Origin of the sequence: Nonomuraea sp. NPDC052116, assembly GCF_040680035.1 — a bacterium.
GTDB lineage: Bacteria > Actinomycetota > Actinomycetes > Streptosporangiales > Streptosporangiaceae > Nonomuraea > Nonomuraea angiospora_A.
Genome location: NZ_JBFAWA010000024.1, coordinates 127353 through 143238 on the forward strand (window position 1 = coordinate 127353; position 15886 = coordinate 143238).

Here is a 15886-nt window from a genome sequence, read left to right on the forward strand (position 1 = left end):
GCGGAATCACATGGTTGACACTCGCCCGGTGAGCAGAAAAGATACGGTCGTCCGTACAACTGAGGCGGAGACGTCATGACCGACTGGGAACGCAGGCTGGCGCTCGACCCGTCAGCCGCGGTGCCGCTCTACTACCAGCTGCGCGAGCGCCTGCGGGCGGTGATCCGCGACTGCGAGCCCGACACGATGATCCCCGCGGAGAAGGACCTGATGGTCTACGCGGGCGTGAGCAGGGCGACGGCCCGGCGGGCGATCGGCGACCTGGTCCAGGAAGGGCTGCTGGTGGCCAGGCAGGGGAGCGGCACCTACACCGCTCCGCAGGCCGTGGCTCCCGAGCTGGGCTCGCGGCCGGTCGGGTTCACCGAGACGATGGCGCGGCTGGGCCGCAAGCCCGCGACGCGGCTGCTCAAGGCCCACCTCCAGCAGGCCGGATCCGACGCCGCCACCGCGCTCGGCGTGCGGGAGGACCAGGAGATCGTCTTCGTCGAGCGGCTGCGCCTGCTCGACGGCGTGCCCTGCATGCTCGAAAGCGCCCACCTGCCCGTCGAGCTGGTCCCCGGCATCCTCGACGAGGACCTCACCGGCTCCCTCTACGACCTGCTGCGCACCAAGTACGGCCTCACCCCCGCGAGCGGCCGGGAGACGATCGGCGCGGTCAACGCCGACTACCGGCTCGCCGAGCTGCTGCACGTGCCCATGGCCGCGGCCCTGCTGGCCACCGCCCGCAGCACGTGCACCGAGAGCGGGATCGCCCTCGAATACACCATCCGCCACGCCCGCGGCGATCTCACCGTGTTCTCCGTGGAGCTCAACGACCCCAACAACGCACTCATGGGCCAGTAAAACCCCCATACCGGGAGGTCGAGCATGACCAGGTTGACCCGCCGTGCCCTGCTCAGAACCGCCACCCTCGCGACGGCGTCCGGCCTGCTCGCCGCCTGCGGCTCGGAACCGGCCGCCACGGTCCCCGCCGACGGGGTGCCGCGCGGAAAACTCTCCGTCTGGCTGCACCAGACCAAGGCGTACGACAAGGTCTTCAACCCGCTGCTGCGCAGCTACATGCAGGAGTTCGGCGGCGTCGACATCACCCCCTTGTACGTGCCGGTCGACAAGCTCGACGCCAAGCTGCTGACCGCGTTCGCCGGCGACGTCCCGCCCGACCTGGTCAAGATCGGCGGCTGGACGATCCCGGGCCACGCCCGCAAGGGCCGCCTCGCCCCGATCATCCCCAAGGCCATGGGCGTGGCCGACGAGAAGGCGCTGGTCCAGGCGTACGACGAGCACGCGATCGGCTCGCTGTCGTACGAGGGCAAGCTGTACGGCGTCCCCATCGACTACACGATCTGCTACCTCTACTACCGCAAGGACAGGTTCGCCGAAGCCGGGCTCGACCCGGACAAGCCGCCCACCACCTGGGAGGAGGTCGCCGAGTACAGCAAGCGGCTGACCTCGGCCGACGGCAAGAAGGTGGGCCTGCAGTGGATCCTGGGCAGCCCGCAGTGGACGCTGATGCAGCTGCTCGCCCTGGTCAAGGGCAAGGGCGGCACGATACTCAGCCCCGACGCCACCAAGGCCACGCTCGCCTCGGACCCCGGGGTCGAGGCCCTGCGCTACTACGGCAGCCTGGGCAACCCCAAGCTGTCGAACCCGCTGTCCGGCTTCGGGCTGTTCGCCACGGGTGAGGCGGCCATGCTGGTGTCCGGGCTGTTCGCGATGGACCTGTTCCCGACGCTGAACCCCAAGCTGACCTTCGGCAAGGGCTTCGACATCGCGCCGATGCCCCGCTGGGAGTCGGGTCAGCCGGTCGCGCCCGCCTACACCTGGGGCTGGGCGGTCGCCCAGAAGTCCAAGCTCCAGTACACCGCCTGGCACTTCATCGACTACCTCCAGCGCGAGGACGTCGCCGCCAAGCAGCTCAAGGACGCCAGCCTGCTCACCCCGGTCAAGGGCTGGGAGAAGCTGCCCGGGGCCGACCAGAAGGCCATCGACATCATGGCCGCCTCCGCCCCGCACGCCGACTTCGGCCCGCAGACGCCCGTCTGGAACGAGATGGCCAAGGCGCTCACCGACGCCGGCGACGCGGTGGCGTTCGGCAAGAAGACCCCCGAGCAGGCCGCGGCCGACTTCGACCAGGCGATGCGGATCGCCCTATGACGCTGTCGCTGGGACTCGCGCCGCGCGTCGCGCGGGTCTCGGGCCAGGGGCAGCGCTGGGCGGAGGCGCGCACCGGCGCCCTGCTGTCCCTCCCCGCCGCCCTGTACTTCCTGGTCTTCTGGGTCGTGCCGTTCGTGTCGGCGGTCTACCTCAGCTTCACCAGCTACGACCTCGCCGGGGCCCCCGAGTGGACGGGCCTGGACAACTACCGCAGGATGCTGGAGGACCCCGGCTTCTGGAACTCGGCCAGGGTCACCGCCGTCTACACCGCCGGCTCCGTGGTTCCGTCGATCGTGCTCGCCCTGGCGATCGCCGTGCCGCTGAGCAAGCCGGGCCGCTACAACGCCTTCCTGCGCGGGCTGATCATGATCCCGGCCGCGATGCCGCTGGTGGCCACCTCGCTGACGTGGTCGGTGATCTTCGCCGAGGACGGCCTGGCCAACGCGCTGATCGGGCTGGCCGGCGCGGAGCCGAAGCCGTGGCTGACCGACGAGGGCCTGGCGCTCTGGGCCCTGGTGATCATGACGACGTGGAAGCACCTCGGCCTGTTCGTGATCATCCTGACCGCGGGCCTCCAGGGGCTGCCGCTGAGCGTCTTCGAGGCCGCCGGGCTCGACGGGGCGGGGCCGGTGCGGATCTTCTTCCGCATCACGCTGCCGCTGCTGCGCCGCACGCTGCTGTTCGTGCTGGTCATCGCGGTGGTCGGCGCGATGCAGTCGTTCGTGCCGGCCTTCCTGCTGACCAAGGGCGGCCCGGCGGGCGCGACCGAGGTGCTGCCGCTGTACATGTGGGCGACCGGCTTCACGTTCGAGCGCATGGGCTACGCGTCGGCCATCGCGATGGTGCTGCTCGCGGCCATGCTGGCGCTGTCGGTCGCGCAGTTCCGCGTGCTGCGGGGAGGCGATGACGGGTGAAGGTCTTACGCGGGACCGTCCTGACGCTGGTCGTGGCCGTCATGCTGCTGCCGGTGTACGCGATGATCGCGGTCTCCTCGGCCTCGGACGCGAGCGATCTCGGCGGGCTGTCGTTCGACGTCTCCCAGCTGGGCGCGCACGTGGCGCAGTTGTTCGGACAGGGCGGCTTCCCGCTCTACCTGCGCAACAGCCTGATCCTCTCGCTCGGCATCGCGGTGCTCGAGGTGATCCTGTCCGCCGCCGCCGGGTACGCGCTCGCGCAGCTCCGCTTCCCCGGCAGCCGCGCGCTGTTCGCGGTGATCGTGGGGACGCTGTCGCTGTCGCCGATCGTGGTGCTCGTGCCGATGTACCTCATCGTCAAGGCGCTGGGCTGGATCGACACCTTCCAGGGCATGATCGTGCCGTTCATGATGAGCGCCTTCGGGGTGTTCCTGGTCCGCCAGTTCGCGCTGGCGCTGCCGCGCGAGCTGCTGCTGTCCGCGCGGGTGGACGGGGCGAGCGAGCTGCGCATCTTCGCCCGCATCGGCGTGCCCCTGCTGCGGCCCGCGCTGCTGACGCTCTTCCTGCTGCAGTTCCTCGCGCAGTGGGACAACCTGCTCTGGCCGCTCATCGTGGCCAACAACCCGGGGCTGTGGCCGCTGCCGGTGGGGCTGTCGCAGCTCCAGACCGAGTACGACTTCAGCATCGGCCTGGTGAGCACCGCCGCGCTGATCACGGCGGTGCCGCCGCTGGCGCTGATGTTCCTGCTGCAGCGCTACTACGTCGCCGGGCTGACCCTGGGAGGGGTGCGCAAATGAGCTCGTACGGGGAGTGGACGACGGCGTACGGGCTGCCCGCGTTCGCGTACACGCTGGACCAGGAGCGGGACCCGCGCGCCGAGTGGGACCCCGTGCTGGACCCGCCCACGCGGCGGCACTTCGCGCACGTGGGCAACCGGCGGATCACGCTGGTGTCGGACAACTACGGGCTGAGCGACCTGTTCGACGAGCACACCGGCCTGCTGTGGCTGACCCGGGGGACCGGCGCGACCCACATCGGCGAGCTTTCCACCGATATTTCGGGATCTGAGCGGATTTTCGGGCCGACCTTCGCCGTCGTCCGGGTGGCCGACGAGCGGGTGGCGCTGGAACGCACGGTCCTCTGCCCGGAGGGCGAGCAGCCGTGGGTGCTGATCCGGCTGCGGGTGCGCAACCTGCTCGACGCGCCGGTACGGCTGGAGGCGACCGAGGAGTGGGCGACCAGGCCGGCCCGGGTCGAGCTCATCACCGGCCCGGTCGAGTGTCGCGCCGACGCCGACGACCCCGGGCTCGAGCTGGAGCTGGAGCTGGTCGGCGGAGCCAGGACGCGGTCCGGGCGGCTCGTGCTCCCGCTGGAGCTGTCGGCGGGCGAGGAGCGGGTGCTGGACCTCCGCTACGGCCTGCTCGACCCCTCGTCCGGGACCGCGACGTTCGAGGAGAGCCTGGCGGCCCTGCGTGCCCGGCTGCCGCGCGCGTCCGCCGCGCGGGCGCCCGAGGCCGAGCGGGAAATCCCCTGGCACGCCGCCCTGCTCACCGGCGCGGCCTGCGCCGACGGCGTGCTCGGCGGCCACACCCTCGACCAGGGGTCCTGCTACTCCTTCCGGCACGGCTTCAACGGCGCCGCCCGCGACCCGCTCCAGCACGCGCTCCCGCTCGTCTACATCGAGCCCGACCTGGCGCTGTCCGTGCTGCGCAACACGTGCGCGTGGGGCGGACCCGACGGCGACCTGCCGTATGCGCTCGGACCGGACAAGCGGCCCTGGACCGACCTGTTCCGCCCGTCGGACCAGAACCTGTGGGCCCTGTGGCTGGCCGCCGAGTACCTCAGCGCGACGGGCGACGAGGCCGCCTTCCACGCGACGGTGCCGTACCACCCGGTCCACGGGGCCCCCGGGGTGCCGCTACTGGAGAACCTGCGCAGGCAGTTCAGGTTCTTCGCCGAGGTGGTCGGACGGGGCGAGCACGGGCACGTCCGCATCCTCAACGCCGACTGGAACGACATGGCCATCTCCGAGAGCGGCGTGCCGCGCGAGGTGATGATCGCCCGGGGCGAGTCCGTCCTCAACTCCGCCATGGCCGCCTGGGTCCTGCCGCGCTACGCGACGCTGGCGGAGCGGCTCGGCGACCACGCGACCGCCGCCGAGGCCCGCAAGCTCGGCGAGGAGCTGCGCGACCTGGTCGCGGGGGAGTGGAACGGGCGCTGGTACCGCCGCGCGTACGGCCCGGGAGCGGTCGTCGGCGACGACGATCTGTGGCTGGAGGTGCAGCCCTGGGCCGTTCTGTGCGGCGCCGCCCCGCCTGAGCGGGCCGTGGAGCTGCTGCGCACGATCGAGCGCACTTCCGCCGCCGATTCCCCTTTGGGCGCCCGGCTGCGCTGGCCCGCCGCCGACGCGTACGGCCCCGGCGGGGTCGGCACGATCTGGTACGCGATCAACATGACGCTCGTCTGGGCCGCCGCCGAACACCTGCCCGACCTGGCCTGGGACTGGTGGCGGCGGATGACGCTGGCCGCGCACACGGCCGCCTACCCGGACGTCTGGGAGGGCACGCTGTCGGGCCCCGACGCCTACCTGGCCCCCGAGACCGGCCGCCCCGGGCGCACCTGGGACCTGGCCGAGGTCGGCGTCGCCATGCAGGCGTACCCGGTCGCCAACCTGCACAGCCACTCCCAGCCGCTGCTGGCCTACCTGCGGCTGCTCGGCGTCGAACCCTTCCGGCGGCCGCGCGGCGGGGCCCGCTTCGCTTCCCGGGCGCTGGAGGTCGGGCCGTGACCGCGCTCGGGGTCGACGTCGGCGGCACGTACATCAAATGGGTGACGCTGGAAGGCGACGCGGTCTCCGGCTCGGGCACCGTCCCCACGCCACCCGGCCCCGACGAGACGGTGAAGCTCGCGGCCTCGCTGGCCCCGCACGCCGGGTCCATCGGGATCGGGCTCCCCGGCCACGTGGACCGCGACACCGGGACCGCCCTGTTCGTCCCGAATCCGCCGGGTGACTGGGACGGCTACCCCGTGGGGGCCCGGCTGCACGAGCTGACCGGGGTCCCCGTCTCCGTCGTCAACGACGCCCGCGCGTTCGCGCGCGCCGAGCTGGCGCTGGGCGCCGCCCGCGGGCTGGCCGACGTGCTGTTCGCCGTGCTCGGCACCGGCGTGGGCGGGGCCGTGGCGCTGCGCGGGACCGTCCTCGTCGGGCCGCGCGACAACCTCGGCGAGGTCGGCCACCTCACCGTCTCCCCCTGGGGGCCGGTCTGCTGCTGCGGCAACCGGGGCTGCGTGGAGACGTTCGCCGGCGGGCCCGGCATCGTGCGGGCCTTCCGCCCGGGGACGGCGAAGGCCACCGCGGCGGAGGTGGCCGAGGCGGCCAGGGCCGGGGACGAGCGCGCGGCCCAGGTGTTCGAGCAGGCCGGATGGGCGCTCGGCGTGGCGCTGGGCGACGCGGCCGCGTTCTTCGGCGTCGGCTCGGTGGTCGTCGGCGGCGGCGTCTCCGGCGCGCTCGACCTCATGCGATCAACCCTGCACCACGAACTCGCGCGCAGACGACCGCTGATCGGAGACGTCACGGTGCTGCCCGCCGTACTCGGCCCGATGGCGGGGGCCATCGGCGCCGCACTCTATGGGAGGAGATCTGGATGAAGTGGATAAGCCGCGCCATGGAGCTGCTCGGCGAGATCGAACGGACACAGGAGGACGCCCTCGCCGAAGCCGCTCGCATCGCCTCTGAGGCGATCCTCGGCGGAGGAGTGGTGCACACGTTCGGAACCGGACATTCGCGGATGGGCGTGGAGGAGATGTTCCCCCGCTACGGCTCCTACCCCGGCTTCCACCCCATCGTCGACCTGTCCACGACCTTCTACACCCAGGTGGCCGGCTCGAACGGGATGCGCCAGGCCATGTTCATCGAACGCGTCGAAGGGCTGGCCGAGGCCATCCTGGGCAACTTCGAGCTGCGGCCGAGCGACGCGGCCATCGTCTTCAGCGTCAGCGGGCTGAACGCCGTGCCCATCGAGATGGCGATGGGCCTGCGCAAGGCGGGCCTGTCCGTCGTGGCCGTGACCTCGATGAACGAGACCATGGCCGTCGAGCCCGGACACCCCAGCGGCACCCGGCTGGCCGACCACGCCGACGTGGTGGTCGACCTGCGCACCCCGGTCGGCGACGCGCTGTGCCACGTCGAAGGGCTGGCCGAGCCGGTCGGCCCCGGCAGCACGCTGGCGGCCGTCTCCGTGGTCAACGAGATCAAGGTGCGCACGGCCGAGCTGCTGGTCGCGGGCGGCTGGACGCCGCCGGTCATCTCCAGCGCCAAGCTCGTCGGCGGACCCCGCTCCGAGGAGCTCTTCGAGGCCGCCTACCTCGAACACGCCCGCCGCGCCGCCGCCGTGCTCAGGAAGCCATGAGCGCCGTCCTGGTGGCGGGCTCGGACGGCGGCATCGGCCGCGCCTGCGTGGAGGCGGTCGAGGCGTCCGGAACGAGCGCGTACGGCGTGGACCTCGCCGACGGCATCGACATCACCGAGCCCGGCGGGGTCGAGAAGGCGCTGGCCCAGGCCACGGCCCGGCACGGGCGGCTGGCCGGAGTCGTGCACGCGGTCGGCATGTCCGGCCGCAGGCTCGGCGACGGCGGCGTGACCGAGTGCACCGACGAGGCCTGGCAGGAGGTGCACCGGGTCAATCACGAGTCGGTGTTCCGGCTGCTGCGCGCGGCGATCCCCGCGCTGCCCGAGGGCGGGTCGATCGTGGTGATCGGCTCGGCGCTCGGCACGTCGATCGACGACGACTTCCGCACCGTGGCCTACGCCTCGGCCAAGGGCGCGCTGATCCCGCTGATCAGGACCGCCGCCCGCGAGGCCGCGCCGCGCGGGGTGCGGGTCAACCTGGTCTCGGCCGGCCTGGTGGCCACGCCGATGAGCGTCCGCGCCCGCACGTCCGCCGCCGTCCAGGCCAGGATGCCCGCGCTGATGCCCCTCGGCGCGAGCCCCTGCGGGCCGGAGGAGGTCGCGCAGGCCGTGCTGTGGCTGCTCTCGCCCTCGTCGGGGCGGACCACGGGCGCGGTCATTCCCGTCGACGGAGGGTGGCATCTGCGGTGAACGTCCTGTGGGAAGGCGACGTGGTCGTCGCCGGTGGCGGCAGCGCCGGGTGCGCGGCGGCCGTGGCGGCGGTCCGCTCCGGCGCGTCGTGCCTGCTGGTGGAGCCGTCGGGCTTCCTCGGCGGCACCGGCGTCGCCGTGCTCGACACCTTTTACGGCTTCTACGCCCCCGGCCCGGTCTCGCGGCGGGTCGTCGGCGGGATCGGCTGGGAGGTGTGCGAACGGCTCTTCTCCGCCGGAGCCGCCTTCGAGCGGCCCAACACGTACGGGGCCGGCACCGGCGTCACGTACGAGCCGGAGGAGCTCAAGCTCGTCTGGGACGAGCTCACCTCCGGCGCCGGCGTGCTGCTGCACGCGCGGGTGTGCGCGTACGTGCCGGGGACCGGGGTCGAGGTGGAGACCGTGGCCGGCCGGTTCCTGGTCAAGGCCCGGGTGGTCGTGGACGCGACGGGCGACGGCGAGGTGGCCTGGCGGGCCGGGGCCACGCTGGAGCGGCCGAGCATGCGCTCGCAGCCGATGACGGCCACGTTCCGGATGGGCGGGGTGGACCTGGCCGCCACCAGCACGGCCGAGCTGCACGCGCTGATGGCCGACGCCGACCTGCCCAGGCGCGAGGGCTCCGTGCACAGGACCGTCAACGACGGGATCGTGCACACCAACCTGACCAGAGTGAGCGGGCTCGACCCGACCGACCCGTTCGAGCTGTCGCGCGCCGAACGCGAGGGACGTGCGCAGGTGCGGGAGTACGTCCGCTTCCTGCGGGCCAAGGTGCCCGGGTACGAGTCGGCGGTGCTGCTGAGCACGTCCGTACGGATCGGGGTGCGGGAGTCGCGGCGCCTCGTCGGACGATATGTCCTGACTTCTGATGATGTGTTGGCCGGGAGGGATTTTCCCGACACGATCGCCCGGTGCGGCGCCCCCATCGAGGACCACGCCGCCGGAGCGGCCACCCGGTGGGAGTACGTGCACGACTACGGCACCTACGGGATCCCGTACCGGTGCCTGCTGCCGGTCGAGGTCGAGGGGCTGATCGTCGCGGGGCGGTGCCTGTCGGCCACGCACGACGCGCACGCCTCGGCCCGGTCGATGGGGCAGTGCATGGCGATGGGGCAGGCGGCCGGGACGGCGGCGGCGCTGGCCGTACAGGCCGGGGTGGAGCCCGCGGCGGTGGACGTGGACCTGCTGCGTGCCCGGCTTCGCGAGGAAGGAGCGCTCCTGTGACGGTTCGTACGGTGCTGGGGGACGTCGAGGAGATCGGCCTCACCTATGCGCATGAGCACTTTTTCATGACCGGTGACTGGCCCGTCCGCAACGAGCCCGACTACCGGCTCGACTCCCTGGACGCGGCCGTCGCGGAGGCGACGGCGGCCCGGCGGCTCGGGCTGTCCGCGGTGGTCGAGATGACGCCGCTCGGGTTCGGCCGCAGCCCGTCGCTGATGAAGGCGCTGGCCGAGCGGACCGGGCTGCACGTGATCGCGGTGACCGGCTTCCACAAGAGCACCTACTACAGCGACGCCCACTGGCTGCACCACTACTCGGCCGACGAGATCGCCGAGCTGCTGGTGGCCGAGATCGAGCTGGGCATGGACGAGTACGGGCTGGTCGGGCCGCTGGTACGGCGGTCGCCGGCGCGGGCCGGAGCGATCAAGATCGCGACCTCGTACCACGCGTTCGGGCGGGGGGTGGAGCGGCTGATCGGCGCGGTGGCCGCGGCCGCCCTGCGCACCGGCGTGCCGGTCGTCACGCACTGCGACAAGGGCACGATGGGGCACGAGCTGCTGGACGCGCTGTCCTCGCACGGCGTGGAGGCCGATCGGGTGGTGCTCGGGCACATCGACCACAATCCCGACGCCGGATATCTCACGTCATTGGCGGAGAGGGGGGCATACCTGGCCTTCGACCGTCCCGGGCGGATCAAGTACGGGCCCGACAGCGAAGTCGTCGCGCTCGTCGCCGAGCTGGCCGGGCGCGGGCTGGGGGATCGGCTGCTGTTCGGGATGGATCTGGCGCGGCGGTCGTACTGGCCGGGGCTGGGCGGCGGGCCGGGGCTGACGTACCTGCTGGAGCGGTTCGTGCCGCGGCTGGAGGCGGAAGGGCTCGGCGAGGCGGCCAAGGCCGCGCTGATCGCCAACCCGCGCGCCGCCTTCGCGCTACGGCCGCGCTGATCGCGAACCTGGCGCCGCCTTCGCGCTACGGGCGGGCTGATCGCGAACCCGGCCTCGCCTTCGCGCTACGAGCGGGCCGTCAGGTGACTCGCGGGCTCAGGCGGCGCCGCTCGGGGACTCGCTCGGTGAGAGTTCGGCGGCGACGAGGTCGGCGGCGCGCACCGGGTCACCGCTCGCCCGGTCGCGCAGCCGCTCGACCGACCAGACGTAGCCGGACGCCGCCAGGGTGAGCCCGGGCTCGCAGAGCTCGCCGTACACGCCGAAGTCCAGCTCGGGCAGGCGCGCGTGCAGGGCCTCGGCCAGACCGGCGGCGAAGGCGTCGCGCGCCGCCCGCGACGCCGGATCGCACTCGCCCAGCGCATCGGTGACGCCCTGGTCCTCCTCGAAGTCCTCCAGGTACGGCACCAGCGCCGGATCCCCGAGGCAGGCGATCGCCGTCAGCGTGTTGGGGCTGAACCCGCCGTTGTCCAGCAGGCGGGCGGCATGCGGCACGACGCGGCGATCACGACGGCGGGCCAGCCCGGCGATCGCCTCCTCACGCGCCTCGGTGTCCTGATCGCCGACCCGGGCCCACAGCGCCTCCCGGATCGCCCGGCTGTCCGCCTGGCACTGGGTCCCCAGAGCGAACGTCGCCCAGTCCCGCACCTCGTCCTCGGGGTCGGTGGTCAGCCGGATCAGCGCCTCGACCACCGCGTCGTCGTTCGCGCGGCCCAGCGGCAGCGACCACGCGACGTTGAAGCGCACGTCCTCGTCGGGGTGCTCGGCCAGGCGCAGCAGCTCGGGCACGGCCCGTTCGTCGCCCGTGCAGCCCAGCGTCCGCGCGATCGAGGCGTGCACGGCGTCTTCGGTCTCGGTCGCGACCAGCTCCAGGGCCGCGAGCAGCACCGGCTCCCGCAGGGACTCCTCGACCTGCGCCACGCTGCCCAGCAGGTCGCAGCCGATCCTGCGCTCGGCCGGATCGGGCGACCGCACCAGCGCGAAACCCCGCCCCGCCGCGGTCTCCCGATCCTCCGTGGCCTTGCCCACGAGTTCCCACGCCTGGTCGTAGTCGCCCGGACAGGTGGCGTTCCTGATCAACTCGACCGCTTCGGCGATGACGTCCATGGGAGGCATGGTCGCGCGCCGAGCGCCGTGCGGCCATCCGTTTTCCTCAAGGCAGGTTCTTCTCGACCTGGTTCTGCCAGTTGGCGTTGGTGTTGATCTCGGGCGAGGTGCCCGCGAAGGCGCCGCGCGCGTACGTGTCGCCCTGGAGCTGGTACATCAGCCACGCCGTCACGTAGCCGAGGAAGCCGCCGCCCGTGCCCTGGATCGTGTTGTGGCCGGCGCCCTTGAGCAGCGCCTTGGCTGCCGCGCCCGGGACCTGGTCGTAGTACGTCTGCAGCGCCGAGTTGGGGGAGATGATCGTGTCGCTGGACCCGCTGACGAACAGCACGGGGCAGGTCAGCTGGTCCACGTGGAACGCGTCGCCCGCGCTCACCCAGATCGGGGCGGGCAGCGCGATGGGGACGACGGTGTCGATGAGCCCGCCGGACTTGGTGGCGGTGTTCACCGAACCGCCCGCGCCCTGGGAGTGGCCGACCGCGCCGACCTTGGTCACGTCGAGCTTGCCGTAGAAGACGCTGGAGCTGTCGGTGTTCCGGTCGATCAGGTACTGGGCCGCGGCGATCATCTCGGACCCGGTGCCCGTCGTGGTGTCGGTGGAGGCGACCACGGCGAACCCCCAGGAGGCCAGCTGGTTGAGCAGCCCCGGATACTGCGTGGGCACCGCGTTGGTCCCGTTGCCCCAGGTGATGATCGGGTGCTTGAAGCCGCCCGCCCCGAGGTCGGCCGGGTAGTAGAGCTTGTATCCGGTCGCGTCGGCGGTCGCGACCGTCCACGGGCCCGCGACCTTGTAGTGCGCCTCGATGGTGTCCGCGGCCTGGGCGGGTCTGGCCAGGAGCCCGAGTACGAGCGCGACGGCGGCCACGACGAACTTCATACAGCCTCCATAATTTGTACGGATGACCGAAACTCTCGCTTCACAAGTGGGTCGTGTCAATGGTTGGATCGTGGCCATGGAGCACGTGCCTTCCGCGGCGGAGATGCTGGGCTGGATCGAGACCGTCGTGGGCCAGGGCGTCCGCCGCCCCGGCTACCCGGCGGACGCGTGGACCGAGCGGTGGCTGGCCGAGCGCCTGGCGGAGTTCGGCCTGGAGGTCACGCTCGAGCCGGTCGAGGTGCCGCGCTGGCAGCCGGGCACCGGGCTGCTGCGCCTCGACGACGGCACCTCGTGGACCGGCATGCCGCTGCCCCACACCGCGCCGACCGGCGGCCTGCGGGGCCGGATCGCGCGGCTCGCCGACGCCCGGCCGGGCGACATCGTCGTGGACGAGGTGACCTTCAGCGAGCTGCCGCAGTCGTACGTCAAGACGCTCGCCACCTCGGCGTACGACCCCGAGGGCGTCTTCGACACCCTCGTCCAGACGATCCCGTTCGGCCCGCGGATGATGGAGGTCGTCGAGCCCGCCCTGGCCGCAGGGGCCGCGGGCTTCATCGGCGCGCTGACCGGCCTCCCCTGGGAGACCCGCGACTACTACGTGCCGTACGACGCGGTCGAGCGGCCCATCCCCGCGCTGTGGCTGTCCGGGACGGACGCCCGCCGGCTCCTGGCCCGCCTCCCGTGCGAGGGGGAGCTGATCGCCGAGTCCGCCACCGACACCGTGATCACCCACAACGTGGTCGCCACCCTCCCGGGCAGCTCGCCCCACACGGTCATCGTCGCCTCGCACCACGACGCCCCGTGGGCCTCGGCCGTGGAGGACGCCTCCGGCCTGGCCCTCGTCCTGGCCGTCGCCCGCCACTGGGCCCGCGTCCCGGCCGAGGAACGCCCGCACAACCTGACGTTCCTGCTCACCTCCGGGCACATGGCCCACGCGGCGGGCACCCGCGCCTTCATCGACCGCCACCGGGCGGAGCTGGCCGGCGTCGTGCTCGAACTGCACCTGGAGCACGCCGCGCTCCGCTGCGAGGCGGTGGACGGCACGCTCGTGCCGACCGCCGAGCCCGAGGTCAGATGGTGGTTCACGACACGAGCCCCCCGGCTGGAGAAACTGGTCGCCGCGACGCTGGAGGCGGAGGACCTGCGGCGGTCGTTCGTCCTGCCCCCGGACGTGTTCTCGCCGATGCCGCCGACGGACGGCGCGTTCTTCCACCCCGAGGGGGTGCCGCTGGTGCACTTCCTGTCAGCGCCGATGTACCTGTTCGACTCGGCCGACACGATCGACAAGATCGACGTGGCTGGGCTGGAGCCGCTGGCCCGCGCGGCCGTCCGGATCGTGGCGGGCACCGCCGGCTGGACCCCGGCGGACCTCCGCGGGTAGCGGCGCCCCGCCGGCCATGGTCATGCTGGGGGACAACGCCCCAACGTCGCCAGGACGTGATCACGATGTCACAGACTCCCGTTCGGTTCTCCGAAGAGCGTTCCGAGGACGTCGTCGCGGCGTCGTTCGCCGGCGCCCGTGACGCCCGGCTGCGGCAGGTCCTCACCAGCCTCGTCCGTCACCTGCACGCCTTCGCCAAGGACGTCGAGCTCACCCAGGCCGAGCTCGACGCGGCCGTCGGCTTCCTCACCAGGACCGGGCAGACCTGCGACGCCACCCGCCAGGAGTTCGTCCTGCTGTCGGACGTGCTCGGCCTGTCGATGCTCGTCGACACCATGGCCAACCGGGCGCCCGCCGGGGCCACGGACTCCACCGTCCTGGGGCCGTTCCACATGGTCGACTCCCCGCCGCGGCGGCTCGGGGATCCGATCTCCCTGGTGCCCGGCGGCGAGCCGACGCTCGTCACCGGGCAGGTGCTCGCGGCCGGCGGCGACCCCCTCCCCGGCGCGGTCGTGGACGTCTGGCAGGCCGACGAGAAGGGCTTCTACGACGTCCAGCGGGACGACGTCCCCACCGGGCACCTGCGTGGCCTGTTCACCTGCGACGACCAGGGACGTTTCGCGTTCCGCACGATCCTTCCGGCCCCGTACCCGATCCCCGACGACGGGCCGGTCGGGGAGCTCCTGGCGGCGGCGGGCCGCCACCCCTACCGGCCCGCGCACATCCACTTCATCGCCGGCGCCGACGGCCACGCGCCGCTCACCACGCACGTGTTCGTCTCCGAGTCGCCTTACCTCGACTCGGACGCGGTGTTCGGTGTGAAGGACAGCCTGGTGCTGGACTTCGTCCGCGCCGAGGACGCGGAGCCGGCGGCGGCGTACGGCATGCCCGTCCCGTTCCGCCACGCGCACGTGGAGCTGCGGCTGCGCGAGAGCCGGTGAGCTACCGGCGGCCGCGGAACGTGCGCCGCAGGTCGTCGACCCACTCCCCGGGGATCTCCCACGGGATGAAGTGGCCGCCGTGGTCGTGCACGGTCAGGTTGACGTGGTTGTACCAGGCGCCGCGGTCGCTCCCGGCGAAGTGCCGCACGCGCTGGTCTGTGGTGACGCCGGGCGGGTTCTCGTAGCCGACGAAGGTGATGCCCGTGGGGGCCTCGACGGGCGGCTGCCGGTCGTGGGAGGGGGTCCACGGGTAGCGGTTGTTGTTGGCGTACGTGCGGATCGAGGTGCCGATCGAATTGCTCACCCAGAAGATCATGGCGTGGGTGAGCAGGTCGTCCTTGGTGAAGACCGACTCCAGGTCGCCGCCGTGGTCGCTCCAACTGGCCCAGCGCTCCAGGATCCAGGCGAGCATTCCGGCGGGCGAGTCGGTCAGGCCGTAGGAGAGCGTGCTCGGGGCCAGGACGTGGGCGGCGAGGTGGACGGCGAAGCGCCTGTCCAGGGCGACGATCCGGGCGTGGACGTCGGCGGGCAGGCCCTCGGGGATGGGCTGCCCGCCGCTGAGGTCCCAGGCCCGGTCGCCGTTGAACAGCGTGAGCTTCTGCCCGGAGCCGATGTGGATGCCGTGCAGCTCGGCGGCGTACTTGTGCCCGAGCTGCCCCGTGACCATGGCTCCGACGTCGCAGCCGGCGGCGGCGTACCGCTCGTGGCCGAGGACCCGGGTCATGAGGATGTGCCAGAGGTCGGCGACCTTCCAGAAGTTCATGTCCGGGTGGTCCGGCAGCGGCGTGGAGAAGCCGAAGCCGGGGAACGAGGGGACGATGACGTCGAAGGCCTCGGCCGGGTCGCCGCCGTGCGCGCCGGGGTCGGCCAGCGGGTCGATGACCTTGGACCAGTGCCAGAACGTCCACGGCCAGCCGTGGGTGAGGATCAGCGGCGTCGGGCTCGGGCCGACACCGGGCTTGCGCATGAAGTGCACGGGGACGCCGTCGACCTCGACGCGGTAGTGCTCGTAGGCGTTGATCGCGGCCTCGGCCTTGCGCCAGTCGTAGCCGGTGTGCCAGTGGTCGACGAGCTCCCGCAGGTAGGCGCGGCTGACGCCGTAGCTCCAGTCGTCGTTGCCCGCGTCGTCCGGCCAGCGGGTCAGCTCCAGGCGCCGCCGCAGGTCGGCGAGCACGTCGTCGGGCACGTGGATCGGCTCCGGCGCCAGCGGGCTCCGGGTCTCGTCGCTCATCGTCGTCTCCTGCTCAGGTGCCATC

General features: G+C 72.5%; 15 protein-coding genes. 12 read left to right on the forward strand and 3 right to left on the reverse strand.

The genetic code is table 11. The features are described 5' to 3' along the window. The first annotated feature begins 75 nt into the window (after positions 1-75). Genes AB0L65_RS38725 through AB0L65_RS38770 form a run of 10 tightly spaced genes read left to right on the forward strand, consistent with a single transcriptional unit; the run spans position 76 to position 10330 of the window. Positions 76-843, forward strand: coding sequence for a GntR family transcriptional regulator (locus tag AB0L65_RS38725; protein WP_364256160.1), 768 nt, complete (start codon positions 76-78; stop codon positions 841-843). A gap of 24 nt (positions 844-867) precedes the next feature. Continuing rightward, a complete protein-coding gene (locus AB0L65_RS38730; protein WP_364256163.1) occupies positions 868-2154 on the forward strand; it encodes an ABC transporter substrate-binding protein in 1287 nt (428 codons plus the stop codon). Continuing rightward, on the forward strand, positions 2151-3068 hold the full coding sequence (locus AB0L65_RS38735) for a sugar ABC transporter permease (protein WP_364256166.1): 918 nt from the start codon (positions 2151-2153) through the stop codon (positions 3066-3068). Before AB0L65_RS38730 ends, AB0L65_RS38735 begins: the two co-directional genes overlap by 4 nt. After that, the gene (locus AB0L65_RS38740) at positions 3065-3865 is read left to right on the forward strand and encodes a carbohydrate ABC transporter permease (protein ID WP_364256169.1); all 801 of its coding nucleotides are present in this window, start codon (positions 3065-3067) and stop codon (positions 3863-3865) included. The genes AB0L65_RS38735 and AB0L65_RS38740 overlap by 4 nt, the downstream gene beginning before the upstream one ends. Further along, on the forward strand, positions 3862-5856 hold the full coding sequence (locus AB0L65_RS38745) for a hypothetical protein (RefSeq protein ID WP_364256172.1): 1995 nt from the start codon (positions 3862-3864) through the stop codon (positions 5854-5856). Before AB0L65_RS38740 ends, AB0L65_RS38745 begins: the two co-directional genes overlap by 4 nt. Then, entirely contained in the window at positions 5853-6716 is an 864-nt protein-coding gene (locus tag AB0L65_RS38750) for an ROK family protein (RefSeq protein ID WP_364256175.1), read from the forward strand. Before AB0L65_RS38745 ends, AB0L65_RS38750 begins: the two co-directional genes overlap by 4 nt. Beyond that, entirely contained in the window at positions 6713-7477 is a 765-nt protein-coding gene (locus AB0L65_RS38755) for an SIS domain-containing protein (protein WP_355202383.1), read from the forward strand. Before AB0L65_RS38750 ends, AB0L65_RS38755 begins: the two co-directional genes overlap by 4 nt. After that, a complete protein-coding gene (locus tag AB0L65_RS38760) occupies positions 7474-8166 on the forward strand; it encodes an SDR family oxidoreductase (RefSeq protein WP_364256178.1) in 693 nt (230 codons plus the stop codon). The genes AB0L65_RS38755 and AB0L65_RS38760 overlap by 4 nt, the downstream gene beginning before the upstream one ends. Beyond that, a complete protein-coding gene (locus AB0L65_RS38765; protein ID WP_364256181.1) occupies positions 8163-9386 on the forward strand; it encodes an FAD-dependent oxidoreductase in 1224 nt (407 codons plus the stop codon). Before AB0L65_RS38760 ends, AB0L65_RS38765 begins: the two co-directional genes overlap by 4 nt. Beyond that, positions 9383-10330, forward strand: coding sequence for a hypothetical protein (locus tag AB0L65_RS38770; RefSeq protein WP_364256184.1), 948 nt, complete (start codon positions 9383-9385; stop codon positions 10328-10330). Before AB0L65_RS38765 ends, AB0L65_RS38770 begins: the two co-directional genes overlap by 4 nt. Before the next feature lie 96 nt (positions 10331-10426). Here the strand turns inward: AB0L65_RS38770 and AB0L65_RS38775 are convergent, their stop codons facing one another. Then, complete coding sequence (locus AB0L65_RS38775; RefSeq protein ID WP_364256187.1) at positions 10427-11434, reverse strand: HEAT repeat domain-containing protein; 1008 nt, start codon at positions 11432-11434, stop codon at positions 10427-10429. Between the two features lie 46 nt (positions 11435-11480). Further along, positions 11481-12308, reverse strand: coding sequence for an alpha/beta hydrolase (locus AB0L65_RS38780; protein ID WP_364256190.1), 828 nt, complete (start codon positions 12306-12308; stop codon positions 11481-11483). A gap of 76 nt (positions 12309-12384) precedes the next feature. On the opposite strand from AB0L65_RS38780, the gene AB0L65_RS38785 reads away from it, so the two are divergent. Continuing rightward, positions 12385-13689, forward strand: coding sequence for a M28 family peptidase (locus tag AB0L65_RS38785; protein ID WP_364256193.1), 1305 nt, complete (start codon positions 12385-12387; stop codon positions 13687-13689). A 65-nt stretch (positions 13690-13754) separates the two neighbouring features. Then, on the forward strand, positions 13755-14630 hold the full coding sequence (locus tag AB0L65_RS38790) for a dioxygenase (RefSeq protein WP_364256196.1): 876 nt from the start codon (positions 13755-13757) through the stop codon (positions 14628-14630). Position 14631: 1 nt separating this feature from the next. Here the strand turns inward: AB0L65_RS38790 and AB0L65_RS38795 are convergent, their stop codons facing one another. Next, positions 14632-15885 (reverse strand): epoxide hydrolase, encoded by a 1254-nt coding sequence (locus AB0L65_RS38795; protein WP_364256199.1) that lies wholly within the window; start codon positions 15883-15885, stop codon positions 14632-14634. Between the last annotated feature and the right edge of the window lies 1 nt (position 15886).

Coding starts and splice junctions, on each gene's coding strand:
- AB0L65_RS38730 (WP_364256163.1), top strand. CDS start 868: ATGACCAGGTTGACCCGCCGTGCCCTGCTCAGAACCGCCACCCTCGCG.
- AB0L65_RS38785 (WP_364256193.1), top strand. CDS start 12,385: ATGGAGCACGTGCCTTCCGCGGCGGAGATGCTGGGCTGGATCGAGACC.
- AB0L65_RS38760 (WP_364256178.1), top strand. CDS start 7,474: ATGAGCGCCGTCCTGGTGGCGGGCTCGGACGGCGGCATCGGCCGCGCC.
- AB0L65_RS38745 (WP_364256172.1), top strand. CDS start 3,862: ATGAGCTCGTACGGGGAGTGGACGACGGCGTACGGGCTGCCCGCGTTC.
- AB0L65_RS38755 (WP_355202383.1), top strand. CDS start 6,713: ATGAAGTGGATAAGCCGCGCCATGGAGCTGCTCGGCGAGATCGAACGG.
- AB0L65_RS38790 (WP_364256196.1), top strand. CDS start 13,755: ATGTCACAGACTCCCGTTCGGTTCTCCGAAGAGCGTTCCGAGGACGTC.
- AB0L65_RS38775 (WP_364256187.1), bottom strand. CDS start 11,434: ATGGACGTCATCGCCGAAGCGGTCGAGTTGATCAGGAACGCCACCTGT.
- AB0L65_RS38735 (WP_364256166.1), top strand. CDS start 2,151: ATGACGCTGTCGCTGGGACTCGCGCCGCGCGTCGCGCGGGTCTCGGGC.
- AB0L65_RS38725 (WP_364256160.1), top strand. CDS start 76: ATGACCGACTGGGAACGCAGGCTGGCGCTCGACCCGTCAGCCGCGGTG.
- AB0L65_RS38780 (WP_364256190.1), bottom strand. CDS start 12,308: ATGAAGTTCGTCGTGGCCGCCGTCGCGCTCGTACTCGGGCTCCTGGCC.
- AB0L65_RS38795 (WP_364256199.1), bottom strand. CDS start 15,885: ATGGCACCTGAGCAGGAGACGACGATGAGCGACGAGACCCGGAGCCCG.